This window comes from Streptomyces sp. Qhu_M48, assembly GCF_051305195.1.
Taxonomy (GTDB): Bacteria; Actinomycetota; Actinomycetes; order Streptomycetales; family Streptomycetaceae; genus Streptomyces.
In genome coordinates this window covers 2538787-2564893 of the sequence record NZ_CP195432.1, presented here as the reverse complement: position 1 = coordinate 2564893, position 26107 = coordinate 2538787, and the positions used below count along the sequence as shown (strand labels likewise).

Below are 26107 nucleotides of genomic sequence, written 5' to 3'. Positions count from 1 at the left end.
GCCGTGCCCCTTCCGGCACGCTCTCCCCCTGCGAGGCGCAGATGAGCACGAACCGGGCGTCGATCGACCTCAACGCCGATCTCGGCGAAGGCTTCGGACGCTGGACGCTCACCGACGACGAGCGGCTCCTGTCGGTCGTGACCAGCGCCAACGTGGCCTGTGGCTTCCACGCCGGGGACGCGGCGACCATGCGGCGGGTCTGCGCGCTCGCGGCCGAGCGGGGGGTACGGATCGGGGCCCAGGTCTCCTACCGCGACCTGGCCGGATTCGGGCGGCGCGCGATGGACGTCCCGGCGGCGGAGCTGGCCGCCGAGGTGGCGTACCAGATCGGCGCCCTGGAGGTCTTCGCCCGGGCGGCGGGCGCGCGCGTGGCGTACGTGAAGCCGCACGGAGCGCTCTACAACCGGGTGGTCCGGGACGAGGAGCAGGCCGCCGCGGTCGTCGAGGGCGTCCTGCTCGCGGACCCCGCCCTGCCGGTCCTGGGGCTTTCGGGGTCGCGGCTGCACGAGGCCGCTTCGGCGGCCGGGCTGCCGGTCGTCGCCGAGGCGTTCGGCGACCGGGCCTACCGGGCGGACGGCTCCCTGCTTCCGCGCGGCGAGGCCGGGGCGGTCGTCAGCGATCCCGCCGCGGTGGTGGAGCGCTCGGTGACGATGGCCCGGTTCGGGGTGGTCACGGCACACTGCGGGAGCTCCGTCGCCGTACGGCCCCGGTCGCTCTGCCTGCACGGCGACACTCCGGGCGCGGTGGAGCTCGCCCGACGGGTCCGGGACCGGCTTGAGGCCTCCGGTGTGCGGGTGGAGGCCTTCGCGTGACCGTGCGGGCGCTCCGCGTCGGCGAACGGGCGGTCCTCGTGGAGCTGGACGACGGCCCTGAGACGGAGGCGTTCCACGCCGAGCTGCTGCGACGGCGGGCGGCCGGCACCCTGCCCGCCGTACGGGAGATCGTCCCGGCGGCGCGGACCGTGCTGCTCGACGGGGTGGGGGACCCGGACCGGCTGGCGGCCGAGGTGACCTGCTGGGAGGTGCGGCCGCTCCCCGCGCGCGTGGGCGGGGCGATCTCGATACCGGTCCGCTACGACGGGCCGGACCTGGCGGAGGTCGCCGGGCTGTGGGGGGTGTCGGTCGAGGCGGCGGTACGGATCCACACGACGACCGAGTTCCGCGTCGCGTTCTGCGGGTTCGCGCCCGGCTTCGGCTATCTGACGGGGCTCGACGAGCGGTACGGGGTCCCGCGCCGGGCCACACCGCGCACCGCCGTCCCCGCAGGCGCGGTCGCCCTGGCGGGGCCGTACACCGGCGTGTACCCGCGCTCCTCCCCCGGCGGCTGGCAGCTGATCGGCACGACGGACGTGGTGCTCTGGGACACCGGCCGGGAACCGGCCGCGCTGCTGACGCCCGGCACCCGGGTCCGGTTCACGGCGGAGGTCTCCGCGACGGCGGGCCGGGCGGCAGGGGGCGCGCGATGACCGACCGGGCTCTCGCCGTGGTCCGGGCCGGAGCGCTGACCACTGTTCAGGACCTGGGCCGTACCGGGTACGCGCATCTCGGCGTGCCCCGCTCGGGCGCCCTCGACCCGGCGGCCCTGCGGCTCGTCAACCGGCTCGTCGGCAACCCCGAGACGGCGGCCGTCCTGGAGACCACCGTCGACGGCTGCGCCCTGCGGCCCCGGTGCGCGGTCTCCGTGGCGGTGGGCGGGGCGCCCTGCCCGGTCCGGGTGGACGGGCGTCCGGCCGCGTGGGGAGCCACGCTCCGGCTGGCGGCCGGTTCCGTCCTGGAGGTCGGCGCGGCCGTGCGCGGCCTGCGTTCGTACGTCGCGTGGGGTGGCGGGATCGACGTCGAGCCGGTGCTCGGCAGCCGCTCCACCGATCTGCTGTCCGGTCTCGGCCCGGCGCCGCTGGCGGACGAGGCGGTCCTGCCGCTCGGACCGACCACGGGCACGACCGCGCGGGGTCCGGTCGACGCTCCGCCGTGGCCCGGCCCGCCGGACGAACTCGTGCTGCGGATCCGGCTCGGCCCGCGCGACGACTGGTTCACCCCGGCGGCCCTCCGCACCCTCGCCACGCGCGCGTACCGGGTGGCCCCGGCGAGCAACCGCATCGGGCTGCGCCTCGAAGGCCCGGCCCTCGACCGGGCCCTGCCGGGAGAGCCGGCGAGCGAGGGCATGGTCCTGGGGGCGGTCCAGGTGCCGCCGGACGGGCGGCCCGTGGTGTTCCTCGCCGACCATCCGACGACCGGGGGCTACCCGGTGGTCGGGGTGGTGCGGGAGGCCGACCTGGGCGCGGTGGCGCAGGCGGTGCCGGGGACGCCGGTGCGGTTCACACCGGTGCGCTGAGGGGGCCGGGAGGGCTCTGCGCGCGGGTGCTCGTCGGGTCGGAGCTCGTCGGACGGGAGCTCGTCAGGCGGCGGGCTCGCCAGGCGGAGGCTCCTGGGTCGGCGGATCCCCGGGCGCCGGGTCCTCGCGCGGAGGCTCCTCGGGTGGCGGGCCGTAGCCCCCGCCGCCGGGGGTGCGCAGGACGAGGACGTCGTCGGGGCCCACCTCCGTGGTGGCGGCGCCGCCGAGGCGCTCGACGGTGCCGTCGGCGCGCTCCACGAGGTTCTCGCCGAGCGCGCCCGGCTCCCCGCCCGCCATGCCGTACGGGGGGACCCTGCGGTGCCCGGTGAGGAGGGCCACCGTCATCGGCTCCAGGAAGCGGATACGACGCTCCACCCCGCGCCCGCCCCGCCAGTGGCCGCGCCCGCCGCCGTCCTCCCGTACCGCGAAGGCGTCGATCCGGACCGGGTGGCGCCACTCGAGGACCTCGGGATCGGTGAGCCGGGAGTTGGTCATGTGGGTCTGGACGGCGTCGGCGCCGTCGAAACCGTCTCCCGCTCCCGAGCCGCTGGCGACCGTCTCGTAGTACTGCACGCGCGCGTTGCCGAAGGTGACGTTGTTCATCGTGCCGGAGCCCTCGGCCTGGACTCCGAGGGCGGCGTACAGGGCGCCGGTGACGGCCTGGGAGGTCTCGACGTTCCCGGCGACGGTGGCGGCCGGGTGGACGGGCGCGAGCATGGAGCCGGGCGGGACGCGGATCTCCAGGGGTTCCAGGCAGCCGCTGTTGAGGGGGATGTCCTCGTCGACGAGGGTGCGGAAGACGTACAGGACGGCGGCGGTGACGACGGCCGTGGGGGCGTTGGCGTTCCCGGGCAGTTGCGGAGAGGTGCCGGTGAAGTCGATGACGGCTGAGCGGCGTTCGCGGTCGACGCGGACGGCGACCCGGACGACCGCGCCGTCGTCGGTCTCGTAGCGGTACGCGCCGTCGTTCAGTCGCGCGACGAGCCGGCGCACGGACTCCTCGGCGTTGGCGCGGACGTGGCGCATGTAGGCCCGGACGACGTCGAGACCGAACTCGTCGACGGTCCTGCGCAGTTCCTCGATGCCCTTCTCGTTCGCCGCGATCTGGGCGCGCAGGTCGGCGAGGTTGGTGTCCGGGTCGCGGGAGGGGTGGCGGGCTCCGGTGAGCAGGGCCCGCGTCTCGGCCTCGCGCAGGCGCCCCTCCCGTACGAGAAGCCAGTTGTCGAGGAGGACGCCCTCCTCCTCGATGGTCCGGCTGAAGGCGGGCATGGAGCCGGGGGTGATGCCGCCGATCTCGGCGTGGTGGCCGCGGGAGGCGACGAGGAAGCGGAGTTCGTGTCCCTCGTCGCCGAACACCGGGGTCACGACGGTGACATCGGGGAGGTGGGTGCCGCCGTGGTACGGGTCGTTGATCGCGTACACGTCGCCGGGGCGCAGGTCGTCGCCGCGCCGCCGCAGGACCTCCTTGATGGATTCGCCCATGGACCCGAGGTGGACGGGGATGTGGGGCGCGTTGGCGATGAGGTTGCCCTCGGCGTCGAAGAGGGCGCAGGAGAAGTCGAGGCGTTCCTTGATGTTGACGGACTGGGCCGTGTTCTCCAGGCGGACGCCCATCTGCTCGGCGATGGCCATGAAGAGGTTGTTGAAGACCTCCAGGAGGACGGGGTCCACCTCCGTGCCGGGCGCCACGCGCGCGGGGCGGGGGGAGACGCGATGCAGGAGGAGGTGTCCGGTGTCGGTCGCGGTGGCCCGCCAGCCGCTGTCGACGACGGTCGTGGCGTCGGCCTCCGCGAGCATCGCGGGGCCGTCCACGGTGTCCCCGGGGCGCAGGTCCGCGCGCCGGTGGAGGGGAGCGTCGTGGGACGTGCCGGCGCTGTGCATCCGGACGGTGGTGAGGGGCTCGGCAGGTCCGGGGCGTCCGTCCGGGCCGAGAGGAGGGGTGGGGACGGGGGCGGACTCGTCCGTGGGGACGGCGTCGGACGCGCGGGTCTGGACGGGGGCGGACTCGTCTGTTTGGACGGGCACGTGCGGGTCGGCCCGGCCGACGGCCTCCACGGAGACGGCCTCGACGACGAGCGGCCGATCCATCGTGAAGGCGTACCGCGCGCGGTGATCCGCTGTGAACGCGGCTTTCAGCTCTTCGGCGGGTGCCAGGTCGACCGGGAGACTCGCGTCCGTGCCCGCGTACCGCAGGAGCACGCGCGCGTGCGTGGTGATCGCCGCGTCGGGCAGGCCGTCGGCGCGCAGGTCCGCGCGGGTGAGGTCGGCGAGCTCCGTGCAGAGGGCCGTCACGCGCGCGGGGGTGCCGGGGGCGTCGAGTTCGGCCTCGACGGACCGCTCCCGCATGGCGGTGGCGTCGGCGAGCCCGATGCCGTACGCGGAGAGCACCCCGGCGAGCGGGGGGACGAGGACGGTGTCGACGCCCAGGGCGTCGGCGACGGCGCAGGCGTGCTGGCCGCCGGCGCCGCCGAAGCTGGTGAGGGCGTACCGGGTGACGTCGTGGCCGCGCTGGACGGAGATCTTCTTGACGGCGTTGGCCATGTTGAGGACGGCGATCTCCAGGAAGCCCGCGGCGACGTCCTCGGGGGTGCGGCCGCCCCCGACCTCCTCCGCGAGCGCCGCGAACCGCTCCCGCACGACCTCGGCGTCCAGGGGCAGGTCGCCGGTCCCGCCGAACACGGCGGGGAAGTGGGCGGGCTGGACGCGGCCGAGCATGACGTTGGCGTCGGTGACCGTGAGCGGCCCGCCGCGGCGGTAGCAGGCGGGGCCGGGGACGGCGCCCGCCGAGTCGGGGCCCACCCGGTAGCGGCGCCCGTCGAAGTGGAGGACGGAGCCGCCGCCCGCGGCGACGGTGTGGATGCTCATCATCGGTGCCCGCATCCGTACCCCGGCGACCTGTGTACCGAGTTCACGCTCGAAGACTCCGGCGTAGTGCGACACATCGGTGGAGGTGCCGCCCATGTCGAAGCCGATGACCCGGTCGTGCCCGGCCTGTGCGGAGGTGCGGGCCATGCCGACGACGCCGCCGGCCGGCCCCGACAGGACGGCGTCCTTGCCCCGGAAGTGGGCCGCCTCGCGCAGCCCTCCGTTGGACTGCATGAACATGAGGCGGATGCCGGCGAGTTCGTGGGCGACCTCGTCGACGTACCGGCGCAGGATCGGCGAGAGGTAGGCGTCCACGACGGTGGTGTCCCCGCGCGGGATCAGCTTGATCAGCGGACTGACCTCGTGCGAGCAGCTGACCTGCGTGAAGCCCGCGTCACGGGCGATCTGGGCGACCCGCTCCTCGTGCGCCGGGTGGCGGTAGCCGTGCAGGAGGACGACGGCGGCGGAGCGCAGTCCGTCGCGGTGGGCGGCGGCGAGAGCCCGGGCGACGGCGGGCTCGTCCGGTGGCCGGACGAGGCGGCCGCGGGCGTCGACCCGCTCGGGGACCTCGATCACGCGCGCGTAGACCGCCTCGGGGAGCACGATGTGGCGGTCGAAGAGCCGGGGCCGGTTCTGGTAGGCGATGCGGAGCGCGTCGCGGAAGCCCTCGGTGATCAGGAGGACGGTCGGTTCTCCGCGCCGCTCCAAGAGGGCGTTGGTGGCGACGGTGGTGCCCATCTTCACCACGGCCACCCGGTCGGCGGGGACGGATTCGCCGGGTCCGAGGCCGAGAAGGAGACGGATTCCGGCGACGGCGGCGTCCTGGCCGCGGTCGGGGTCGTGCGAGAGCAGCTTGCGGGTGACGAGCCGCCCGTCCGGCCGTCTGCCCACGACGTCGGTGAAGGTGCCGCCCCGGTCGACCCAGAACTCCCAGCGCCCGTTCATCTCCCCATTGTGGCCGCGAGCGCGGCGGCGAGGGCGTCGTCCGCGCGCGCGTCGAGGGGAGCGGGGCCGGTGCCGTCGGCCCAGTGGCGCAGTTCGGCACCGGCGAGGAGCAGCAGCTGCGGGAGCAGGTCGTGGCTGCGGCGGAGGAGCCAGCCGGTCCCGGCGGTGGCGAGCCAGAGCGCGGCTTCGGCGCGGGTCGGCGGCGGCTGGGAGGGCTCCCGCGCGGGCGCTGTGCCGTGGGCGAGCCCCCGGTCGGCGAGGAGCCGGTGGAAGCCCTCGGCGACGGCCCGGTGGCCCCGCTCGCCGGGGTGGAGACGGTCGGCGCTCCACAGGGTGCGGTCGTCGGTCCAGACGTCGTCGGCGAGATGCAGGTGGACGGCCCCGTACCGGGCGGAGAGGGCGTGGACGACGGCGTTGACGGACCGCTGCCGGCGGGCGAGCGGGCGTGCCAGGGGTGGCGGCAGGCCGAGCATCCGGCCGGGGTCGGGCAGGCAGGCGGTCAGGAGTACGGCTCCGAGGGCGTCGAGGTCGGCGCAGACCCGGTCCAGGTGGCGGGCGAGGAGCGCGATGTCGAAGGTGCGGCGCAGGGTGTCGTTGACCCCGACGACGACGGAGGCGAGGTGCGGGCGGAAGGCGAGCGCGCGGGGCGCCTGCCGACCGGCGACGTCTCCGCTGAGGGCCCCGCTGACGGCGAGGTTGAGGAGCGACGTCCGCCCTCCCTCGGCCGTGAGCCCGTGGGCGAGCAGGGGCGCCCACCCGCGCCAGGCCCCGTCCACCCGGTCCCCCACGCCCTCGCTGAGCGAGTCACCGAGGACGGCGAACCGGACGGTGCCGGCGGCGCCGTGGGCGGAGCTGGGCCGGGGGACGCACGCCGGGGGCGGAAGCAGTGAGGCCGGAACGACCGGAGCGGGCGCGACCACGGCCGAGGCGGAAGCCACCGCGACCGGAAGCACCGGGGCCGGAACGGCCGGAGCAGCGGCGACCGCGACCGGCCCGGACGACGTCCGGTCGCCGGTCATCGCCGTACCTCCTCGGGGAGGGCCGCCTCCGAGGCGGGGAGGGCGTCGTGGGCACGGAGGAAGGCGGTGACGGAACGGTCCCAGGTGAAGCGCTCCGCACGCGCGCGTGCGGCCTCGCGCCGGATGGTCTCCGGGGTCGCGAGCAGGCCCCGGACGGCGGAGGCGAAGGCTCCCGGGGTGTCCTGCGCGCAGGCCCCGGCCGTGCCGACGACCTCCGGGAGGGCGGAGGCGGCGCTGACGACGACCGGGGTCCCCGAGGCGAGGGCCTCCAGGGCGGAGAGGCCGAACGTCTCCGCGGGCCCCGGTGCCAGGCACACGTCCGCCGCCGCCTGGAGGTCCGCCAGGGCCTCCCGGTCGGCGACGTGCCCGAGGAACCGCACCGGGAGCCGCCGCTCCCGCGCCCGCCGCTCCAGGGCCCCCCGCAGGGGCCCGTCCCCCGCGACCACGAGCGCCGCCGCGACACCCGCGTCCCGCAGCTCGGCGAGGGCGTCCAGGGCGGTGCCGGGCCGCTTCTCGACGGAGAGGCGCGAGCAGAGCAGGAGCAGCACCCGCTCCCCGTCGGCGTACCGGGCGCGGAGCACGGCGCTGCGGCGGCCGGGACGGCAGTGGTCCAGATCCACGCCGAGGGGGGCGCGTACGACGTTGCGTGCCCCGATCCGTACGAACTCGCGCTCCGCCCACTCCGTCGTGCAGACGATCCGCGCGAACGCCCACGACGTGCGGCGGTTGAGCCGGTCCGCCGCGCGGGCCGCGAGGGCGGGCGGGACGCCCCAGGTGCGCAGCACACCGTCAGCGGTCTCGTGGGAGACCATCACCGAGGGCACGCGCGCGCGTCGCGCCCACTCCCCCGTCCACCGCAGGGTCGTGCGGTCGGAGACCTCGATCCGGTCGGGGGCGAGGGCGTCGAGGGCGTCGCGCACCCGGCTCCGGTCGGCGAGGACCCGGTAGCCGCCGGTGCCGGGCAGCACCGGGCCGGGGAGGGTGACGACCCTGCCCTGGTCGGTGCGGACGTCGCTCGCGGCCTCGCCGGGGACGACGAGCACCGGTTCGTGCCCGGCCGCGAGGTAGCCGCGGCCGAGCCGGTCGAGGGCCGTGCGCAGTCCGCCGGAGGTGGGGGTCACGAAATTGGCGAGCCGCACGATCCGGAGCCCGCCCCGGTGCGTCGGTCCCTCACGATCACCGCTGTGAACCCGGTCGACACGCCGTGCGCCGCCGTTCACGCCGCCACCGCCGTCCGCTCGCGCAGGACCTCCAGGTAGTGGCCGATCAGCTCGTCGCCGAGAGCCTCCCAGGTCCGGCCCTCGACGGCCGCCCTCCCCGCCCGGCCGTACGCCGTACGCAGCTCGGGTGCGGCGGCGAGCGCGGCGACCGCCTCGCGCAGCGCACGCGGGTCTCCCGGGGCGACGAGGAGCCCGGTGCGCCCGTGGTCGACGAGGTCCAGGGGCCCTCCGGCGGCCGGGGCGATCACCGGGACACCGCTCGCCATGGCCTCCTGGACGGTCTGGCAGAAGGTCTCGAAGGGGCCGGTGTGGGCGAACACGTCGAGCGAGGCGAAGATCCGGGCCAGGTCGGCGCCGGTGCGGCGGCCCAGGAACAGGGCGCCCGGCAGCGCGGTGCGCAGCGCGGGCCCGCTCGGCCCGTCCCCGACGACCACCACCCGTACGCCGGGGAGTTCGCCCGCTGCCGCGAGGAGGTCCACCCGCTTCTCGGGGGCGAGGCGGCCCACGTAGCCGACGAGGAGTTCGCCGCCGGGGGCGAGTTCGGCGCGCAGGGCGTCGTCCCGGAGGCCTGGGCGGAAGCGGGTGGTGTCCACCCCGCGGCCCCAGAGCCGGACGCGGCCGATGCCGTGGGCCTCCAGGTCGCGGACGGCGGCGGAGGACGGGGCGAGGGTGCGGTCGGCGGCTCCGTGGACGGTACGGAGGCGGCGCCAGGCGGCGTGCTCGCCGGTTCCCACGTAGGTGCGGGCGTAGCCGGCGAGGTCGGTCTGGTAGACGGCGACGGCGGGGATGCCGAGCCGGGCGGCGGCCGTCATCCCGCGTACCCCGAGGACGAACGGTCCGGCGAGGTGGACGAGGTCGGCGCGGTGGGCGGCGATGGCCGCGGCGACACGGCGGCTGGGCAGGGCGACGCGGACCTGCGGATAGCCGGGCAGGGGGAGGGAGGGGACCCGGACGACGGCGCAGGGGGCGTCGGCGTCCGCGGCCGGGTCGGCGACGGCGGGGGCGATGACGAGCGGGGTGTGGCCCCGCCGGACGAGGTGGCGCGCGGTCTGCAGGGCGCAGTGCGCCACACCGTTGACGTCGGGAGGAAAGGATTCGGTGACGATGACGACACGCATACGGGTGTTGTCGTCACGCTCGGCGTGTACACGCCGACGTCGATCTGGACGGGGAGGGAACGTCCCATGAGCGTTTCGCGCGGGCGACCGCCCGCGGCCGGACCGGAGCCGACCCACGATTCCGGCCGTCGTCGTCCGGGGCCCGGTCCCGGCTCGGGGTCCAGTCCCGGCTCGGGGCCCGGTCCCGGCTCGGGGCCCGGTCCCGGCTCGGGGCCCGGTCCCGGCTCGGGGCCCGGTCCCGGCTCGGGGCCCGGTCCCGGCTCGGGGCCCGGTCCCGGCTCGGGGCCCGGTCCCGGCTCGGAGTCTGTCCCGGCTCGGAGTCTGTCCCGGCTCGGAGTCTGTAAGCCCTTGGGGGCTGTCCCGGCCTGGTGCCTGTCGCCGCCCTGGGCACGTCGTGGCTCGGGGGCCTGTCGCCGCCCTGGGCCCGGTCCCGCGCACCCCGCCCCCCGCGGCTCCGGGGCGGGGCCTCTCCCGGCGGGTTCTCCACCGTGGGCCGCGCCGCCCCGGAGCCGGCCGCGGGGGCGGGGGTGACCGGTCCGGCCCGTGGGCCGGACCCGAGCGGGGCCGGGGTCCGGCCCGGACTCAGACCTGGAGGTCCGGTCCTATCCGGTTGCGCACCGCGGTCTGGACCTCGACCTCCTCGGCCGGGTCGGCGGCCAGGCGGCGCAATCGGTCGGCGACCCGTACGTCTCCGGTCTCGGCGTGCTGGGCCGCGACCTCGCGGGTGGTCTCCTCGCAGTCCCAGAGGCATTCGACGGCGAAGCCGGTCGCGAAGGTGGGGTCGGTGACGGCGAGGGAGCGGGCCACGCGCCCGCGGAGCTGGGACGAGGCCGTCTCGCGGTAGACGTGGCGCAGCACGGGGGCCGCGCAGGCGATGCCGAGGCGTCCCACGCCGTCGACGAGCCCGGCGAGGGCGGGCGCGTCCGGGCCCTGGGAGCGGATGGTGTCGCGGAGCGCGCCGAGGACGGAGGGGGAGTCCTGGGCGGTACCGCGGCAGGCGAGGACGTCGGCGGCGGCGGCGCCGAGGGCGTCGCTCCGGCGGATCCACGCGCGGGCGCGGGCGACGGCGTCGTCGCCGCACATGCGCCGGTAGGCGGCGACGGCGGCCTCGGCGACCTCGTCGGAGTCGCCGTCGGCGGCGGCCTCGACGAGGTCCAGGACGGCGGGGTCGCGTGACTCGGCGAGGTGGTGCAGGGCGGCGCCCCGGGCTCCCACCGAGCCGTGCCGGGCGGCGGCGAGGAGCTCGGGCCGGTCCTCGGGGCCCGCGACCGCGGTGAGGCAGCGGGCGGCGGGGGCGTAGAGGACGGCGCCGCGCTCGTATCCCTCCTGCGCCCAGTCGAGGACGGCGCGCACGCTCCAGCCGGGGCGGGGCCCGGCGGGGCGCATCTGGCGCTGCCAGCGGTCGAAGGAGCCCTGTTCCTGGGCGGCCCTGACCCGGGCGCCGATGGCGTCGCGCTGGTCCTCCGCCCACAGGCGCCAGGGCCGGGGCTCGAAGGCGTCGCGGACGACGCCTGCCAGCTCGGCGTCGCCCTCGGCGTCGGCCGGGAAGCGGGCCAGCACGGGGGCGGCGAGCGCGCGGAGTCCGGCGTCGTCGTCGCGGAGCGCCAGCTCGTCCAGGGCCCAGGCCCAGTTCGTGCCGGTCGCCGCGTAGCGACGGAGCAGCAGCAGGGCGTCCTGGCGCCCGTAGGAGGCGAGGTGGCCGAGGACGGCGAGCGCGAGCCCGGTCCGGGACTCCTCGGTGTCGAGGTGGTCCTCGGCTCCGAGCAGGTGCGCCTCGATCTCGTCGAGGCCGCCGTGGAGGTCCAGGTAGAGACGGGCGTAGTAGAGGGAGCGGTTCTCGACCCGCCAGTCGTGGCGGGGGTCGTTGAGAACGCAGTGGTTGAGGGCCGCGAGGGCCTCGGCGCGTGGCGCGGCGAGCGCGTGCAGGGTGCCGTCGCCACGGCCCCGCTGCAGCAGGCCGAGCAGGGTGCCGCTCGGCGCTATGACTGGTTCGAACATGGGGAGACGCCTCACATCAAGCTGTCGACACGACCGGGGGATACCGGGATGACCCGGGTCGGGCGGTACATCGCCCGTACGCCTAGGCCGCGCGGCAACATGTCGGGCTGCTCGTCGTGCTTCGCCTGCCAGTGACCATCTTCCTCAGCCTCTCGTCGGTGGCCCGTTTTGCCGGGCCCGACGTCATGATGACCCACCCATTTCGCCACCGCGACCACATTTACGACGCTGCTCTCACCTGGGGTTCAGCGCTCGTTCACCGGGATCCGAAGAGCTCGACGAGTTCGGTCCTGCCGAACATCCGGGCGGTGTCGACGGCGGACGGAGTCCCGGCTTCCGGATTCGCGCCACCGGCGAGGAGGGCGCGGACCACCTCGTCCTCGCCCTTGAAGACGGCGCCGGCGAGAGGGGTCTGGCCGCGGTCGTTGGCGCGGTCGACGTCGGCACCACGCGCGAGGAGGGCGGAGACCGCGGCGGCGTGGCCGTGGTAGGCGGCGAGCATGACGAGGGTGTGGCCCTGTTCGTTGGTGAGGTTCACGGGGACACCCGCGTCGACGTAGGCGGCCAGCGCGTCGGCGTCCCCGGTGCGCGCGAGGTCGTAGACCTTCGACGCCAGCTCGATGACCTCGGGGTCCGGAGTCTCGCTCATCGGGTGGGACCGCCTCTCTCCTGCGTTGTCGGCCTGCGCACGGCAAGCGCGGCCGTACGAGTGAATCGACAGGGTACTGCCCGTTCGGTGACATGACCTCGCCCGCCCGAGGCAAAGATCACGGCAGCCCGGCTCCGGGTCCCCCTCTAACGGACGCCGGACATTTCGCCACTCGGCAGTCCGTTCGATGTCGGCCGGTCAAGTGAAATCGCCTGCTTTTCACTCTATTGCACCTTTAGTCACATAGATACTTGCTGTGAACTTGGAAGGACTCATGGTGACTGTCCCCTCAACCAGGAGAAGAACCAATGATCCTGTCCATCTCAGGCGTGGTCCTGCTCGGCATCATCTGCTTCCTGTTCTTCAAGAAGGACGGGATGAAGGCCTCCCACGCCCTCGTCAGCGCGCTGTTCGGCTTCTACCTCGCGGGTACCGCCATCGCCCCGAGCATCACGGCGGGCGGGCAGAGCCTCGCCGGCCTCCTGGGCGGGATCAAGTTCTGACGCCCTTCAGTCCCTTCCACCACCTCAGGAGTACTTCGTGGCCCGGCGACCACTCCCCCGCATTCTGAGCAGCGGCAGCGCACAGATCGCTCGTAGTCGAGAGATCGCGCGCACGGCCGCCGACAGCGCCACCGACGTGCTCCATCCATTGATCACGGTCACCCGTGGTCTGCGGAAGCTGGCCGCGTCAGCGCGCGCCAAGTGGGCCGCGACCCCCAAGGAGCGGCGTGGTCCCACGCTGCTCCTGGTCGCGGCCTGCGTCCTGGTCATCGCCCTCATGCCCTACGGTCCGCTCCTCGCCCTCGTCACGCTCATGGCGACGGCCGCGTGGAAGGGGCGTGTCCGCCCGGTCGTCAGGACCGGGCCCGACGACGCGGAGCTCGCGCGGCTGAAGGGCCTGTACGAGGCCCTCGTGCCGTACTTCTCCGTGCCCGAGGACCCCGCACCGCTCTTCTCCCACGGCGGCGACTGGAGCGGCGCCTTCGCGGAGTACGCCTTCGACGGGGACGGACGGCTCACCCGGCTGAGGATCACGTACCCCCCCTACTTCACGGACGGCGAGCCCGCCGCACGCGCGCGCATCGAGCAGCTGCTGCACGCCAAGTCGGGTCGCGGCCGCGAGTACCTCTTCGACTGGGACGAGGAGGGCAACCGGCTCGTCATGAGCGTGCTGCCCGCCCTGCCCACCACCATCGCCGCCCAGCGCTTCGTCACCGTGCCGGGCGAGACCGTCCTGGGCTTCACCGACGCGGACGCCGTGCAGCGGACCGTGCCCGTGGTCGCGGCGGACGGGACCGAGGACGCGCCGGCCGTGATCTGGCGCACCGGTCCCCGCTCCACCGAGCCGCACCTGCTGGTCGTGGGCCAGCCGGGCAGCGGCACCACCTCGCTGCTGCGCTCGATCGCGCTCCAGGCCCTCCCCCACGGCGACGTGCTGATCGTCGAGGGCGGTGGCACCGGCGAGTACGCCTGCCTCACCGGCCGCGACGGCGTCCTCGCCGTCGAGTGCGGGCTCTCCGGCTCCCTCGCCAGCCTGGAGTGGGCGGCGCACGAGACGGAGCGACGGCTCATCGCCGCCAACCGGGCCCGGCAGGCCGGCCGCCCTGCGCCCGAGGACACCCGGCGCCCGCTGTGGATCCTCCTCGACCGGCCGAGCATCCTCGGCCACCTGGCCGCCGCCGACGGCCGCCCCGACCCGCAGGAGCTGCTCCAGGTGCCGCTGCGGCACGGGCGGGCGGCCCAGGTCACGGTGGTGGTCGCCGAGCAGTTCGACAGCACGGACACGCTGAGCGAGGCGGTACGGACCCACACGAGGGCCCGGATCGTCCTCGGCCCCGCCGCACCGGACCAGATCGCGGCCGTGCTCGGCGCCGAACCGCACACCACCCCGACGCCCCAGGTCCCGGCGGGCCGTGGCTACGCGCGCCTGGGCACCGGCCCGGTCCTGCGCCTCCAGGTTCCGGCGACGCCCGACCCGTACGACGAGGCCACCAGCGAGGCACACCGTCAGGCGGTCCTGGAGCTCCTCCCGGAGCGCCGGACGGCGGCCGAGGCCGAGACGACCGCCACGCTCGAGACCGTGGTCGTCCCGAGCCCCGAGCCGACGCCGGCCCCGCGCGCCGAGGCGGACCCGGGCCCCGCCCCCCGCCACGCCCCGGTGGCCGCCGAGGGCTGAGCACGCGCACGCGTGAGAGGCCGGTACGGATGCCTGATCCGTACCGGCCTCTCCACGCGTGCGCGTACCGACCGGGCCGCCCGTGCCCCGAGCGGGGCCGGCCTCGCCACCTGCGTGTGCCGACCGGGCCGCCTACGTCCTGAACCGCGCCTGCCTCGCCGTGACGGCTACGCCACGAACGACCGCGGCGGTTCGGCGCCGCCGCCCGCGCCCGACTCGACGAGCCGGGCCGCCGCGGCCAGCCGGGCCGCGGCCTCGTCGGCGACGGCGCCGCTGACCGTGAAGGGCAGCCGGACGAAGCCCTCGAAGGCCCCGTCGACGCCGAACCGGGGGCCGGAGGGGACGCGGACACCGACCCGCTCGCCCACCTCGGCCAGCCGGGAGCCGGAGAGGCCGCCGGTGCGCACCCACAGGGTCAGGCCGCCGCGCGGCACCGAGAACTCCCACTCCGGGAGTTCCCTGCGGACCGCGGTGACGAGAGCGTCCCGGTTCTGCCGGGCCTGGTCGCGGCGGAGGGTCACGGCCTCCTCCCAGCCGCCCGTCCGCATGAGCCAGTTCACGCCGAGCTGTTCCAGGACGGGCGTGCCGAGGTCGGCGTACGCCCGCGCGGCGACCAGGGAGCGGATGACGTCGGGCGCCGCCCGGACCCAGCCGATCCGCATGCCCGCCCAGAAGGCCTTGCTCGCCGAGCCGACGGTGAGGACGGTGGAGCCCGCCGGGTCGAAGGCGCAGACCGGCCGGGGCATCTCCAGGTCGTCGTCCAGGTGCAGCTCGGCCATGGTCTCGTCGACGACGAGGACCGTGCCGGCCGAGCGGGCCGCGTCCACGAGCTGTCGCCGCTGGTCCTCGTCGGCCAGCGCGCCGGTCGGGTTGTGGAAGTCGGCCACCACGTACGCGAGGCGGGGCGCCGCGTCACGCAGCACCTGGCGCCAGCGGCCCAGGTCCCAGCTCCCGAGCCCCTCGGACATGGCGACGGGCACGAGCCGGGCGCCGGCCTCCCGCATGAGCTGGAGGATGTTGGCGTAGGACGGGGATTCGACGGCGATGCGTTCGCCGCGTCCCGCGAAGAGGTGGCAGATGGCGTCGATGGCACCCATGGCACCGGTCGTGACCATGATCTGCTCGGGCATGGTGGGGATGCCGCGCGCGGTGTAGCGGTCGGCGAGCATCTGCCGCAGCGTGGGCAGCCCCGCCGGGTAGTCCCCGTGCGTGTGGGCGTAGGGGGGCAGTTCCTCCAGGGCGCCCTGGACGCCCCGGGTGAGCCAGGGCTCGGGGGCGGGCAGCGCCGCGCAGCCGAGGTCGATCATCGAGCCGAGGGACTCGGGGGGCAGCGGTTCGAGGCCGCGCGCGGGCAGCGGGTTGCCGGCCGGGACGGCGGTCCAGCTGCCGGCGCCCCGCCGCGACTCCAGGAAGCCCTCGGCGCGGAGCGCCTCGTAGGCCGCGGCCACCGTCGTACGGCTGACGGTGAGAGCGAGGGCGAGTTCCCGCTCGGCGGGCAGCCGGGCGGCGACCGGGACGCGGCCCTCGAGAACGAGCAGGCGGATGCCGTCGGCCAGGGCGCGGTAGGCGGGCGGCTTGCGGGCGCCGGGTCCGGCGGGCCGTGGCTGCTGCGCCTGGAGCTGTCGCGCGAGCTGAGCCGGTCCTACCGCCGAAGTCCACTGGGCCATCGAAATCAGTCCACCTTCCCCGAATTGGCCATGGTTGGCACCCGTTCCCCCGCCACAGAGTGTCATGAGCCAGTCCACTACCACCACCCTGGGGGGAAGTCCCTTGTCCATCGCCTCCGGCCTCCACGGCCGGCACCTCACCCGTCGGCTCGTCCAGCTCTACGTGGGGCTGACGCTGTACGGGGTCAGTTCGGCACTGCTCGTGCGCAGCGGTCTGGGCCTGGAGCCCTGGGGCGTCCTCCACCAGGGCCTCGCCGAGAAGTCGGGGCTGACCATCGGCGTGGTGTCGATCATCGTCGGGGCCGCGGTGCTGCTGCTGTGGATCCCGATCCGGCAGCGGCCCGGGCTCGGCACGGTCTCCAACGTGTTCGCGATCGGCATCGCCATGGACGGCACCCTCGCGCTCGTACCGGACGTGCACGGGCTGGCCGGGCGGATCCCGCTGCTCGCGGCCGGCATCGTCCTGAACGGGGTGGCGACCGGCCTGTACATCGCGGCGCGCTTCGGGCCCGGCCCGCGCGACGGTCTGATGACCGGTCTGCACCGGCTCACCGGCCGGTCGATCCGGCTGGTGCGGACGGCGATCGAGGTGGCCGTCGTCGCCACCGGCTTCCTGCTCGGCGGCTCGGTCGGCATCGGCACGGTCCTGTACGCGCTGGCGATCGGACCGCTCGCCCAGTTCTTCCTGCGCCGGTTCGCCGTTCCCGAGCCGGCCCCCGTCAGCACCGCGGTCTCCCCGCGGACACCGGAACAGGCCATACTGCGGCGGTGACTCGCGTACGCCACCCCTATCTCGACCATCCCTCGCCCCTCCCGTTCGCCCATCGCGGCGGCACGGCGAACGGCCTGGAGAACACCGCGGCCGCCTTCCGCCGGGCCACCGCGGCGGGCTACCGGTACTTCGAGACCGATGTGCACACGACGGCGGACGGGGTCCTCGTCGCCTTCCACGACTCGACCCTCGACAGGGTCACGGACGCGTCGGGCCGGATCCGCGACCTGCCGTGGGACGCGGTCCGCGAGGCCCGGGTGGCGGGAAAGGAGCCGCTGCCGCTCTTCGCCGACCTCCTGGACGAGTTCCCCGAGGCCCGCTGGAACGTGGACCTCAAGGCCGAGTCGGCCCTGCTTCCCCTCCTCGACCTGATCCGCGCGAAGAACGCCTGGGACCGGGTCTGCGTGGGCTCCTTCACCGAGGCCCGGGTGGCGCGGGCGCAGCGCCTGGCCGGCCCCCGGCTCGCCACCTCGTACGGGGTGCGCGGGGTGATCGGGCTGCGGCTGCGCTCGTTCGGCGTTCCGGCGGCGCTGCGGGCCGGGGCGGTGGCCGCGCAGGTCCCCGAGCGGCAGGCCGGGATCCCGGTGGTGGACCGCCGCTTCGTCCGCGAGGCGCACGCGCGCGGGCTCCAGGTCCACGTGTGGACCGTGAACGATCCGGACCGGATGAACGCTCTCCTCGACCTGGGGGTCGATGGCATCATGACCGATCAACTGGAGACGCTGCGCTCGGTGCTGACCGAGCGGGGCGTGTGGGTCTGAGCGCGCGTCCCGGGGACACCGCGCCCGGATCACCGGGAGCGGTCACGGGGACGAACGAGGGGGCGCGGCCTTGACCGCTGACACCACCGAACCGGAGGAGTACGCCACCGATCCCGCCGAACGGCGGCGGGAACAGCGGGGCTGGTACTTCTACGACTTCGCGTGCTCGGTGTACTCGACGAGCGTGATCACCGTCTTCCTCGGCCCGTACCTGACCTCGGTGGCGCGGGCGGCGGCCGACGCCGAGGGCTTCGTGCACCCGCTCGGTATACCCGTGCGGGCCGGCTCGCTCTTCGCGTACGCCGTGTCCGCCTCGCTCGTGGTCGCGATCCTGGTGATGCCGCTGGCCGGCGCGGTCGCGGACCGTACGGGCCGCAAGAAGCCCCTGCTCGCCGCGGCGGCCTACCTGGGGTCGACGGCGACGGCCGGCATGTTCTTCCTGGCGGGCGACCGGTATCTGCTCGGCACGTTCCTGCTGATCGTGGCCAACGCCTCGCTCTCGGTCTCGATGGTGCTCTACAACGCCTATCTGCCGCAGATCGCGGAGCCCGACGAACGGGACGCGGTCTCGTCGCGCGGCTGGGCCTTCGGCTACACGTCCGGCGCGCTGGTGCTCGTCCTGAACCTGGTGCTCTACTCGGGCCACGACTCCTTCGGCCTCACGGAGGGCGAGGCGGTCCGGATCTGCCTGGCCTCGGCCGGTGTGTGGTGGGGCGCCTTCACGCTCATACCGCTGCGGCGGCTGCGGGACCGGCGGATCGGACCGGCGGTCCGGGCCGGGGCGGGCGGCGCGGTCGGCAGCGGCTGGCGACAGCTGCGGGAGACCCTCAAGGACATGCGGCGGCACCCGCTGACGCTCTCCTTCCTCCTCGCCTACCTGGTCTACAACGACGGCGTGCAGACGGTGATCTCGCAGGCCTCCGTGTACGGCTCGGAGGAGCTGGGCCTCGACCAGACGACGCTCATCACCGCGGTCCTCCTCGTCCAGGTGCTCGCGGTGGCGGGCGCGCTCGGCATGGGGCGACTCGCCCGGTCGTACGGAGCCAAGCGGACGATTCTGGGCTCACTCGGGGTCTGGACGCTGATCCTCGTGGCGGGGTATTTCCTGCCGGCCGACGCGCCGGTGTTCTTCTACTGCCTGGCGGCCGCGATCGGCCTGGTACTGGGCGGAAGCCAGGCTCTGTCGCGCTCGCTCTTCTCCCATCTGGTGCCGCGCGGGAAGGAGGCGGAGTACTTCTCGGCCTACGAGATGAGCGACCGCGGACTCAGTTGGCTCGGTCCGCTCGTGTTCGGTCTCGCGTACCAGCTGACCGGGAGCTACCGGGATGCCATCATCTCCCTGGTGATCTTCTTCGTGGTCGGCTTCGCCCTGCTCGCCCGGGTCCCCGTGCGACGTGCGGTGGAGGCCGCGGGGAACCCGATACCGGATCGAATTTAGACGTGGCCGTGAAAGGGCGGTAGTGTACGCGTTTGGCCTGCCAGGCGGACCGTTACTGCGTGCTGCTTGTGTGAAAACACTGGGTCACATCTGCCGTCAGATGTGACAAAACGGGCACTGGTGGGTACAACAAGGGGCGGCACGACGGGCGACGCATGACCCGGCACGGGAATCTTTACCGCCGACCGGACGTTGACCGGATAACGACGACAGCGACACCTGTCCTGTGGGCGACAAGCCCGGGAGGCACGATTCATGAGTGAGCGAGCTCTTCGCGGCACGCGCCTCGTGGTGACGAGCTACGAGACCGACCGCGGCATCGATCTGGCCCCGCGCCAGGCCGTGGAGTACGCATGCGAGAAGGGCCATCGTTTTGAGATGCCCTTCTCGGTGGAAGCGGAAATTCCGCCGGAGTGGGAGTGCAAGGTCTGCGGAATCCAGGCACTCCTGGTGGACGGGGACGGACCTGAGGAGAAGAAGGGCAAGCCTGCGCGTACGCACTGGGACATGCTCATGGAGCGACGCACCCGCGAGGAGCTGGAGGAGGTCCTCGCCGAAAGGCTGGCCGTCCTGCGTTCCGGCGCCATGAACATCGCCGTGCATCCGCGCGACAGCCGCAAGTCCGCCTAGCGGACCCATCGGACGCACAACGCCGCGGGGCCCGGTACACGAACTGTGTACCGGGCCCCGCGGCGTTCTCCGTCGCCCGGAGCGAGGCCGTCGCCCGGCCTCGGGACCTGCGACCTCCCGCCCTCCAGCCGGCGGGTGGCCCTGGCCGGCTCCGGAGTCCCGGTTCGGGGAGCCCGGTGGTGGGTGGTTCGTCGCGCCCGGGGCCGGGACACCCCTGTGCCCCGGCCCCGAGGTCCTCGGGGCCGGGGCACAGGCACAGCATCAGGGCGTCAGGGGCGGGCGGGGCCCCTCGGCCCGGCGCGGGTCGTGGGCGGCGTCCTCGCGGATGACCTCGCCCTGCACGACCTTGCCGTCAGGGCGGTGGATACGGGCCTGCTGGAAGGCGTCCTGGAGGCTGCCGGGAGGCGCGGCGGCCATCCGGCGCTCGGCGGCCCGGTCCGCGTACCGCCCGAGGAGGGAGCGGACCGGTGGGATCAGCAGGAGGAGGCCGAGAACGTCCGAGAGCAGGCCCGGGATCATCAGGAGCAGACCGCCGAGCATCAGGAAGCCGTTGCGGTCCTCCGAACCGGTCCGGTCGGGCGCCGAGGGCATCGTGCCCGCCTGCGCCGCGGCCTGGGCCTGCTGGAAGGTCGAGCTGAGGTTGCGGAAGGCGCGGCGGCCCGCCCGCTTGACGACGACGGCGCCGAGCACGGCGCCGCCGACGAGCAGGGCGAACACGGTCAGGCCGCCCGCCACGTCCGCCACCGTGATGAGCAGCCAGATCTCCAGGACCAGCCAGGCGGCGACGCCGAGCGGAAGGAACGTACGCGCGCGTGAGCGCTTGGGGGCGAGGGGAGGCGTTGCGCCGGTCGTCATGGTCCCCAGTGTGCCTGGAGCCCCATCGGAACGTCGTAAAGGAGATGTCAGGACGCCGGGCGGACGTCCCGGGGGGGAAACGGGTCAGGAGGACCTGCGGCCGAGTAGCTTGCCGACCTTCTCCGCGCGCGCCGACACACCCCAGCCGGTGACCCGCCAGAGCGCCTCGACGACGATGTTGCGGCTCATCTTGGAGTCGCCGATCTCGCGCTCCACGAAGGTGATCGGGACCTCGACGACGTTGAAGCCGGCGGCGACCGCGCGGCGGGCCAGGTCGACCTGGAAGCAGTAGCCCGCGGAGGCCACGTCCTCCAGACCCAGGCCCTCCAGGGTCTCCTTGCGGAAGGCCCGGTAACCGCCGGTGACGTCACGGATCGGCACGTCGAGCATCACGCGGGAGTAGAGGCTGCCGCCCCGGGAGATGAACTCGCGGGACTTGGGCCAGTTCACGATGCGGCCGCCCGGCACCCAGCGCGAGCCGAGGACCAGGTCCGCCCCCTTGAGGGCGGTGAGCAGGCGGGGAAGCTCCTCGGGCTGGTGGGAGCCGTCGGCGTCCATCTCGACGAGGACCCCGTAGCCGTGCTCGATGCCCCACCGGAAGCCGGCGAGGTAGGCGGCGCCGAGCCCCTCCTTGCCCTTGCGGTGCAGGACGTGCACATGGTCGTCGTCGGACGCGATCTCGTCCGCGAACTTGCCCGTGCCGTCAGGGCTGTTGTCGTCGGCGACGAGAACGTGCGCCTCGGGTACGGCTTCCCGCACCCGCGCGACGATCGGCTTGATGTTCTCCGCCTCGTTGTAGGTCGGAATGATCACCAAGGCCTTGCCGAGCGGGCCGTAACGCCTCTGGCCACCGTCGTTCACTACTGCCCCTTCGGATACAAACGCAGGCTCCCACCATAGCGAGGTCCCCGGAGTGTTCCGGCGTGGCGGGTCGACGGGAGGAGTGACGTGCGCCTCCCGGGAACGGGCGACCGGCGGCTCCGGCGGGGGCGCGGTACGGGTGACCCGGGACTCCGGCAGGGGTGCGGCGCCGGTGACCTGCGGGTCTCCTGGCGAGGGTGGTGCGGGTGGGGTGCGGTGCGGGGCCCGTCGTCCTTCGGTCCGACCTGGGATCCGCTGGCTGCGGGTCGACCGAGAGCCGTTGTCTACTGAACGTCGGGCCCCACCCGGGTCGCACCTTCCGCCGGAGAGACCTTCCCGCGCGACCGAGGCGCGGGCGGCGTTCGGCGCAGTGCGTGGGGATGGGGTCCGGTCGGACGTCCTGTGGTGGACGCGGAGAACCTACCCGCCCCTGACGGTTGGCTGTCAACACCCGCTTGACCTGCGAAGACTTCCCGAAAGCCCAGGCCGGAGGGGAAGATCCGCAGGTCGGGGACAAGCGTACGTAAGGCGTGCCCCCGGGGGACACATCCCTACATCACTCGTTCGGCCGTACGAACACCGTCTGTCCGTGCACGACCGTCCGCAGACAGACGGGCAGATCGGCACCGGGGGAGAGATCGGGCAGACCGGGCGTACCGGAGCGCGGATCGGTGGACCAGCGGGCCACCCGGTCGTCGGGCGCCTGGACGACCAGTTCCTCGATGCGCCAGACCGCGTAGTCGGCGGGTGCGCCGGGGACGAGCGTCCCGGCGTCGTCCCGGCCCACGGCCCGCCAGCCGCCGCGGGTGTGGGCGGTGAAGGCGGCCCGGGCGGAGATCCGGTGCCCGGGGGTGCGGTGGAAGGCCGCGGCCCGGACGGTGCCCCAGGGGTCGAGCGGGGTGACCGGGCTGTCGGAACCGAAGGCCAGCGGCACACCGGCGCGCAGCAGCGCCGCGTACGGGTTGAGGGTGCGGGCCCGCTCGACGCCGAGACGGTCGGCGTACATGCCCTCGTCGCCGCCCCAGAACGCGTCGAAGGCGGGTTGCACCGAGGCGGTGAGGCCCAGCTCGGCGAAGGCGGCGATCGTCTCGGGGGTGAGCATCTCGACGTGCTCGACGCGGTGCCGGGCGGCCCGGATCCGGGCCAGGCCGAGCTTCTCGGCCGCGACCCGGACGCCCTCGACGACCGCGGTCACGGCGGCGTCCCCGATGGCGTGGAAGCCGGCCTGGAGGCCCGCCTCGGTGCAGGCCGCGACATGGAGGGCGACGGTCGTCGCGTCCAGGTGCGCCGCCCCGGTGTGGGTGGCGTCGGCGTGGTCGGCGTAGGGCTCGTGGAGGCAGGCCGTGTGGGAGCCGAGGGAGCCGTCGGCGAACAGGTCTCCGGCCGCGCCGAGCGCGCCGAGCGCGCGCGCCCGATCGACGTCGAGGTCGGCCCAGTAGCCGACGACACGGGGGCCCGCCTCGTCACGGGCCAGATCCAGGAGGCCGGTGAAGTCCTCCTCGGAGGAGATCCGCGGGCCCCCGCACTCGTGCAGGGTGCCGATGCCGAGGGAGGCGGCGCGGCTGCGGGCGGCGCGCTGCGCGTCGGCCCGCTGGCGCGCCGAGACGGCGCCGAAGGCGGCGGCGCGCACGGCGTGGTGGGCGTCGCCGGTCAGCGGCCGCTGTCCGTCGTGGAAGCCGTCCAGGTCGCGCACGCCGGGGACGAGGTCGAGGAGGGCGGTGGTGACGACGGCCGAGTGGACGTCGATCCGGGTGAGGTAGAGCGGGCGGCCGCCGGTCAGCCCGTCGAGTTCGGCGCGGGTGAGCGGGCGGCGCTCGGGCCAGCGGGCCGCGTCCCAGCCGTGACCGATGAGGATGCGGTCCTCGGGGTGGGCGGCGGCGTGGGCGCGGATCAGCTCCGCCGCCTCCGCGAGCGAGGCGGCGGAGGAGAGGTCGAGACCGGTGAGGGCGAACCCGGTGGCGGTGGTGTGCACATGCGCGTCGACGAACGCCGGCGTGACGAGCGCGCCCGCCAGGTCGACCACCTCGTCCACGCCGGTGGCGAAGGCGTCGGCCGCGCCCTCCGAGCCCACCCAGGCGACATGCCCGCGCTCCACCACCATGGCGGTGGCGAAGGGGTCGGCGGGGCTGTGGACTTCTCCACCGCGCAGCAGCACGGTGCGGTGTTCGGCGGCAGACGCGGCAGGCATGGACTCACTCATGCGACCAGGCTAGGACCTGGCCGGACCCGGTTTGTCCGGCAGGTCCCCCTCGGCGGACCCGGCCGGGTCGCCGGCCGCGTCAGATGCGCGGCGGCCTGGCCTCGTACGGGGTGGAGAGGACGACCGTGGTGCGGCTGGAGACACCGGCCTGGGAGCGGATGCGGCTGAGCAGGTGCTCCAGCTCCAGGGGCGTGGCGACGCGGACCTTGAGGATGTAGTTCTCCTCACCGGCGACGCTGTGGCAGGCCTCGATCTCCGGGATGTCGGCGAGCCGGTCGGGGGTGTCGTCGGGGGCGCTGGGGTCGAAGGGTTTGACCGAGATGAAGGCGGTCAGCGGCAGGCCCACGGCCTCCGGGTCGACGACGGCGGCATAGCCGCGGATGACTCCGCGCTGCTCCAGACGGCGGACGCGCTGATGCACCGCCGACGTGGACAGGCCGGTGGCCTTGCCCAGGTCGGTGTAGCTCATGCGTCCGTCCTTGACGAGCAACTCGACAATCTGACGATCCAGCTCCTCCATGCGGTGACCCTATTGCTCCCGGGCGGAGCGGGCAGCGCCGGGGTCGGCCGCTATCGGGCGGTATGGGGCATCGCGGGTCACCTGCGGCGGGCGTGTGACGAACGCCACAGGTTTGCGTCCGGCCTTCGGGTACTGCCACACGATTATGCGGACGGCCGTATGGGAAGTGCTTGCTGTGGTCGAGGCCGCACAGATCCGGCCGACCCAGCCGAGGGGGAGATTCTCCATGCAGGAGCCTGTTGATTCGGTCGAGACGTCCGACGAGCTCGACGCGTACGACACCTTTGAGATGTTCCGGGTCGTCTGCCCGGAGTGCGTGCAGCCCATCGCGCTGCTCGCGGACGAGGACGCGCTGCCGGAGCACGCGCTGTGCCCCACGCCGTGGAACCCCTTCGTCCTGACGGTCTGCCCGGGTACGGGCCTGGCGGCGACCGCGGCGCGTCCGGCCGACGACACCATGGAGGTCCAGGAGCAGGACACCGCCCTGCTCCTGACGCTCCCCCAGGGTCTCGACTGGCGTACGCAGCCCTTCTCGCACGTCGGCGGTCCGGGCTCGCGCCCGATCCGGGTGCCGCAGATGCGGCGCGCGGCCTGAGGCCTCGGCCCTACCAGTAGCTTCCCCGCACCATCGCCGCGAGCGTGGCGTGGTGCAGGATGCGGGAGTCCGGGTCGCCGGGCACCTCGGCCTCGCCGAGGTGGGCCTGCCGGTACGCGATCCCGAGCATGACGATCGCGTGCCGCAGCGCCGCGCAGAGGGTGGGGAACTCCATGGCGCGCGGGACGCGGGCCGCCATCTCCCAGTCGAGGACGGCGACGGGGGCGAATCCGTCGTAGACGATGTTCCCGATGCGCGCGCCCCAGCCGAGGACGGCCGGGCCCTCGTCGGCCGGGCAGCGTCTCGCCGTTCCTGCCGTTGGAGCCGGACACGGCGAGACCGCTGAAGCGGCCCCGGGCAGGTGCCGGTCCAGCCAGGCGATGAGGCGGCGCCCGAGCTCCTCCAGGTGCCGGGCTGCCAGTCGATGGCGGGCTCGTAGCCGGCGCCGACCGCGAACGGGGAGGAGGCGAGGAACTCGACGCCGATCTCCAGGGGCTTCCCGGTCGGGTGGGTCAGGTGGGCGGTGGCCCGTTCGGGGTGGCGGGTGCCCGAGCGGTACGTGATCTCGGTGCGGGGCCAGCCGAGTTGGGTGTCACGGTGGCCGTCGCGCGCGAGCAGGCCTCGTCGAGGGTGCGGTAGCCGTCGGCGTCCTCCTGCGCGAGACCATGAGGAAGCGGTCCTCGAAGCGCATCGGTATCCAGAGCCGGTGGAAGCCCTCCGGACGGAACTCGGCGGCGCGTCCGGGCTCCTCGCCGGGGATCGGGCGGACTCCCCAGCTGCGGCCGCGGGTACCGGTCCACTCCCCCGCGTGACCGTGAACTCCACGCCACCGGCCCTGATCGTGCCCGCGCGGTGTCCGGGCTGGACGAAGCGGCGGCCTTCGAGGGTGAGACGCCCGCCGTGGCGCTGGGTGTGGCGCGGTTGGGTGTGGCGCGGTTCCCGGACGGCCGGGAAGTCGCCGGTCCAGCCGATGTCGTACGAGAGCCCTCCGGGGGCGTCGGGGTCGGCCGCGCAGTGCGGGGAGAGGCGTTTGAGGGGCTCGTCGACGGTGACGGTGAACGGGCCGACGGAGAGGTTCGTCCGGTCGTCGCCGAGGGCGTCGGAGGCCCGGACGGCGTGCAGCCGGTCGCCGATCCGGAGGATGGCGTAGGCCTCGACCCCCGCGTTGGGGTAGACCCCGAGGCCGGCGATGAGCAGGGCGCGGCCGGTGTGGTCGGAGACGTGGAAGATGCACCGGTCGTAGGCGTTCCGGTCCCCGCTGAGGTGGTGCTTCATCGAGAGCGGGGCCTGGTGCGCGGGGTATGCGTCGAGCGCGACGGGGCGGTCGTCGACGTTCCGGTGCCCGGACCTGGCTGACCTCCTGGTCGGCGAGCGCTTCCGCGACACGAACTGACGGTACGTCAGGCCTGCTCCGGGGGGGCCAGAGCCGTGCACCGGGTACCGGACGAACTGCCGCACTAATCCGCTCGGCGGTGACCACGGCCG

General features: G+C 74.4%; 21 protein-coding genes and 2 pseudogenes. 10 read left to right on the top strand and 13 right to left on the bottom strand.

Going from position 1 to position 26107, the window contains the following annotated elements:
* Nucleotides 1-41 precede the first annotated feature (41 nt).
* Genes ACRRSS_RS11940 through ACRRSS_RS11930 form a run of 3 tightly spaced genes read left to right on the top strand, consistent with a single transcriptional unit; the run spans nucleotide 42 to nucleotide 2331 of the window.
* Nucleotides 42-812, top strand: coding sequence for a LamB/YcsF family protein (locus ACRRSS_RS11940; RefSeq protein ID WP_435971178.1), 771 nt, complete (start codon nucleotides 42-44; stop codon nucleotides 810-812).
* On the top strand, nucleotides 809-1465 hold the full coding sequence (locus ACRRSS_RS11935; protein ID WP_435971177.1) for a 5-oxoprolinase subunit B family protein: 657 nt from the start codon (nucleotides 809-811) through the stop codon (nucleotides 1463-1465). Before ACRRSS_RS11940 ends, ACRRSS_RS11935 begins: the two co-directional genes overlap by 4 nt.
* Entirely contained in the window at nucleotides 1462-2331 is an 870-nt protein-coding gene (locus ACRRSS_RS11930; RefSeq protein WP_435971176.1) for a biotin-dependent carboxyltransferase family protein, read from the top strand. The genes ACRRSS_RS11935 and ACRRSS_RS11930 overlap by 4 nt, the downstream gene beginning before the upstream one ends.
* Nucleotides 2332-2394: 63 nt before the next feature.
* On the opposite strand, the gene ACRRSS_RS11925 is transcribed toward ACRRSS_RS11930, so the two are convergent.
* The 6 genes from ACRRSS_RS11925 to ACRRSS_RS11900 all read right to left on the bottom strand — a co-directional run bounded on the left by ACRRSS_RS11925 (nucleotide 2395) and on the right by ACRRSS_RS11900 (nucleotide 12145).
* Complete coding sequence (locus ACRRSS_RS11925; RefSeq protein WP_435971175.1) at nucleotides 2395-6141, bottom strand: hydantoinase B/oxoprolinase family protein; 3747 nt, start codon at nucleotides 6139-6141, stop codon at nucleotides 2395-2397.
* Nucleotides 6138-7160, bottom strand: coding sequence for an SGNH/GDSL hydrolase family protein (locus ACRRSS_RS11920; protein WP_435971174.1), 1023 nt, complete (start codon nucleotides 7158-7160; stop codon nucleotides 6138-6140). Before ACRRSS_RS11920 ends, ACRRSS_RS11925 begins: the two co-directional genes overlap by 4 nt.
* Nucleotides 7157-8299, bottom strand: coding sequence for a glycosyltransferase (locus ACRRSS_RS11915; RefSeq protein ID WP_435971173.1), 1143 nt, complete (start codon nucleotides 8297-8299; stop codon nucleotides 7157-7159). The genes ACRRSS_RS11920 and ACRRSS_RS11915 overlap by 4 nt, the downstream gene beginning before the upstream one ends.
* Nucleotides 8300-8376: 77 nt before the next feature.
* Nucleotides 8377-9498 (bottom strand): glycosyltransferase family 4 protein, encoded by a 1122-nt coding sequence (locus ACRRSS_RS11910; RefSeq protein ID WP_435971172.1) that lies wholly within the window; start codon nucleotides 9496-9498, stop codon nucleotides 8377-8379.
* 582 nt (nucleotides 9499-10080) lie between these two features.
* Complete coding sequence (locus tag ACRRSS_RS11905; protein ID WP_435971171.1) at nucleotides 10081-11496, bottom strand: HEAT repeat domain-containing protein; 1416 nt, start codon at nucleotides 11494-11496, stop codon at nucleotides 10081-10083.
* 256 nt (nucleotides 11497-11752) lie between these two features.
* Nucleotides 11753-12145, bottom strand: a complete 393-nt coding sequence (locus tag ACRRSS_RS11900; RefSeq protein WP_435971170.1) for an ankyrin repeat domain-containing protein — start codon at nucleotides 12143-12145, stop codon at nucleotides 11753-11755.
* A gap of 308 nt (nucleotides 12146-12453) precedes the next feature.
* Between ACRRSS_RS11900 and ACRRSS_RS11895 the strand changes: the two genes are divergently transcribed.
* Both ACRRSS_RS11895 and ACRRSS_RS11890 read left to right on the top strand, forming a co-directional pair.
* Nucleotides 12454-12648, top strand: coding sequence for a hypothetical protein (locus tag ACRRSS_RS11895; protein WP_015032212.1), 195 nt, complete (start codon nucleotides 12454-12456; stop codon nucleotides 12646-12648).
* Nucleotides 12649-12685: 37 nt separating this feature from the next.
* Nucleotides 12686-14323, top strand: coding sequence for a hypothetical protein (locus ACRRSS_RS11890; protein ID WP_435971169.1), 1638 nt, complete (start codon nucleotides 12686-12688; stop codon nucleotides 14321-14323).
* Nucleotides 14324-14490: 167 nt separating this feature from the next.
* Here ACRRSS_RS11890 and ACRRSS_RS11885 read toward each other — a convergent pair whose 3' ends face one another.
* Complete coding sequence (locus tag ACRRSS_RS11885) at nucleotides 14491-15990, bottom strand: PLP-dependent aminotransferase family protein (protein WP_435971168.1); 1500 nt, start codon at nucleotides 15988-15990, stop codon at nucleotides 14491-14493.
* A 103-nt stretch (nucleotides 15991-16093) separates the two neighbouring features.
* Here ACRRSS_RS11885 and ACRRSS_RS11880 point away from each other — a divergent pair, with 103 nt between their 5' ends.
* From ACRRSS_RS11880 to ACRRSS_RS11865, 4 genes are all read left to right on the top strand, one after another.
* Nucleotides 16094-16762 carry a YczE/YyaS/YitT family protein gene (locus ACRRSS_RS11880; protein ID WP_435971167.1) on the top strand — a complete coding sequence of 223 codons (669 nt, stop codon included), beginning with the start codon at nucleotides 16094-16096 and terminating at the stop codon, nucleotides 16760-16762.
* Nucleotides 16759-17523, top strand: coding sequence for a glycerophosphodiester phosphodiesterase family protein (locus ACRRSS_RS11875; protein ID WP_435971166.1), 765 nt, complete (start codon nucleotides 16759-16761; stop codon nucleotides 17521-17523). Before ACRRSS_RS11880 ends, ACRRSS_RS11875 begins: the two co-directional genes overlap by 4 nt.
* Nucleotides 17524-17593: 70 nt before the next feature.
* Entirely contained in the window at nucleotides 17594-18961 is a 1368-nt protein-coding gene (locus tag ACRRSS_RS11870; protein ID WP_435971165.1) for an MFS transporter, read from the top strand.
* A gap of 255 nt (nucleotides 18962-19216) precedes the next feature.
* Nucleotides 19217-19591 carry an RNA polymerase-binding protein RbpA gene (locus ACRRSS_RS11865; protein ID WP_015032218.1) on the top strand — a complete coding sequence of 125 codons (375 nt, stop codon included), beginning with the start codon at nucleotides 19217-19219 and terminating at the stop codon, nucleotides 19589-19591.
* Nucleotides 19592-19852: 261 nt separating this feature from the next.
* On the opposite strand, the gene fxsA is transcribed toward ACRRSS_RS11865, so the two are convergent.
* The 4 genes from fxsA to ACRRSS_RS11845 all read right to left on the bottom strand — a co-directional run bounded on the left by fxsA (nucleotide 19853) and on the right by ACRRSS_RS11845 (nucleotide 24027).
* Nucleotides 19853-20446, bottom strand: coding sequence for an FxsA family membrane protein (gene fxsA / locus ACRRSS_RS11860; RefSeq protein ID WP_435971164.1), 594 nt, complete (start codon nucleotides 20444-20446; stop codon nucleotides 19853-19855).
* Between the two features lie 84 nt (nucleotides 20447-20530).
* Nucleotides 20531-21307 carry a polyprenol monophosphomannose synthase gene (locus tag ACRRSS_RS11855; protein ID WP_435971163.1) on the bottom strand — a complete coding sequence of 259 codons (777 nt, stop codon included), beginning with the start codon at nucleotides 21305-21307 and terminating at the stop codon, nucleotides 20531-20533.
* Nucleotides 21308-21863: 556 nt separating this feature from the next.
* A complete protein-coding gene (locus ACRRSS_RS11850; RefSeq protein ID WP_435971162.1) occupies nucleotides 21864-23507 on the bottom strand; it encodes an amidohydrolase in 1644 nt (547 codons plus the stop codon).
* A 79-nt stretch (nucleotides 23508-23586) separates the two neighbouring features.
* On the bottom strand, nucleotides 23587-24027 hold the full coding sequence (locus ACRRSS_RS11845; RefSeq protein ID WP_024760806.1) for an Lrp/AsnC family transcriptional regulator: 441 nt from the start codon (nucleotides 24025-24027) through the stop codon (nucleotides 23587-23589).
* Between the two features lie 226 nt (nucleotides 24028-24253).
* Between ACRRSS_RS11845 and ACRRSS_RS11840 the strand changes: the two genes are divergently transcribed.
* Nucleotides 24254-24622 (top strand): hypothetical protein, encoded by a 369-nt coding sequence (locus ACRRSS_RS11840; protein WP_435971161.1) that lies wholly within the window; start codon nucleotides 24254-24256, stop codon nucleotides 24620-24622.
* Between the two features lie 10 nt (nucleotides 24623-24632).
* On the opposite strand, the pseudogene ACRRSS_RS11835 reads toward ACRRSS_RS11840, so the two are convergent.
* Both ACRRSS_RS11835 and ACRRSS_RS11830 read right to left on the bottom strand, forming a co-directional pair.
* Nucleotides 24633-24917: pseudogene (locus ACRRSS_RS11835) on the bottom strand (phosphotransferase family protein); the annotation flags it as partial.
* A gap of 95 nt (nucleotides 24918-25012) precedes the next feature.
* Nucleotides 25013-25897: pseudogene (locus tag ACRRSS_RS11830) on the bottom strand (hypothetical protein); the annotation flags it as partial.
* Nucleotides 25898-26107: the final 210 nt, after the last annotated feature.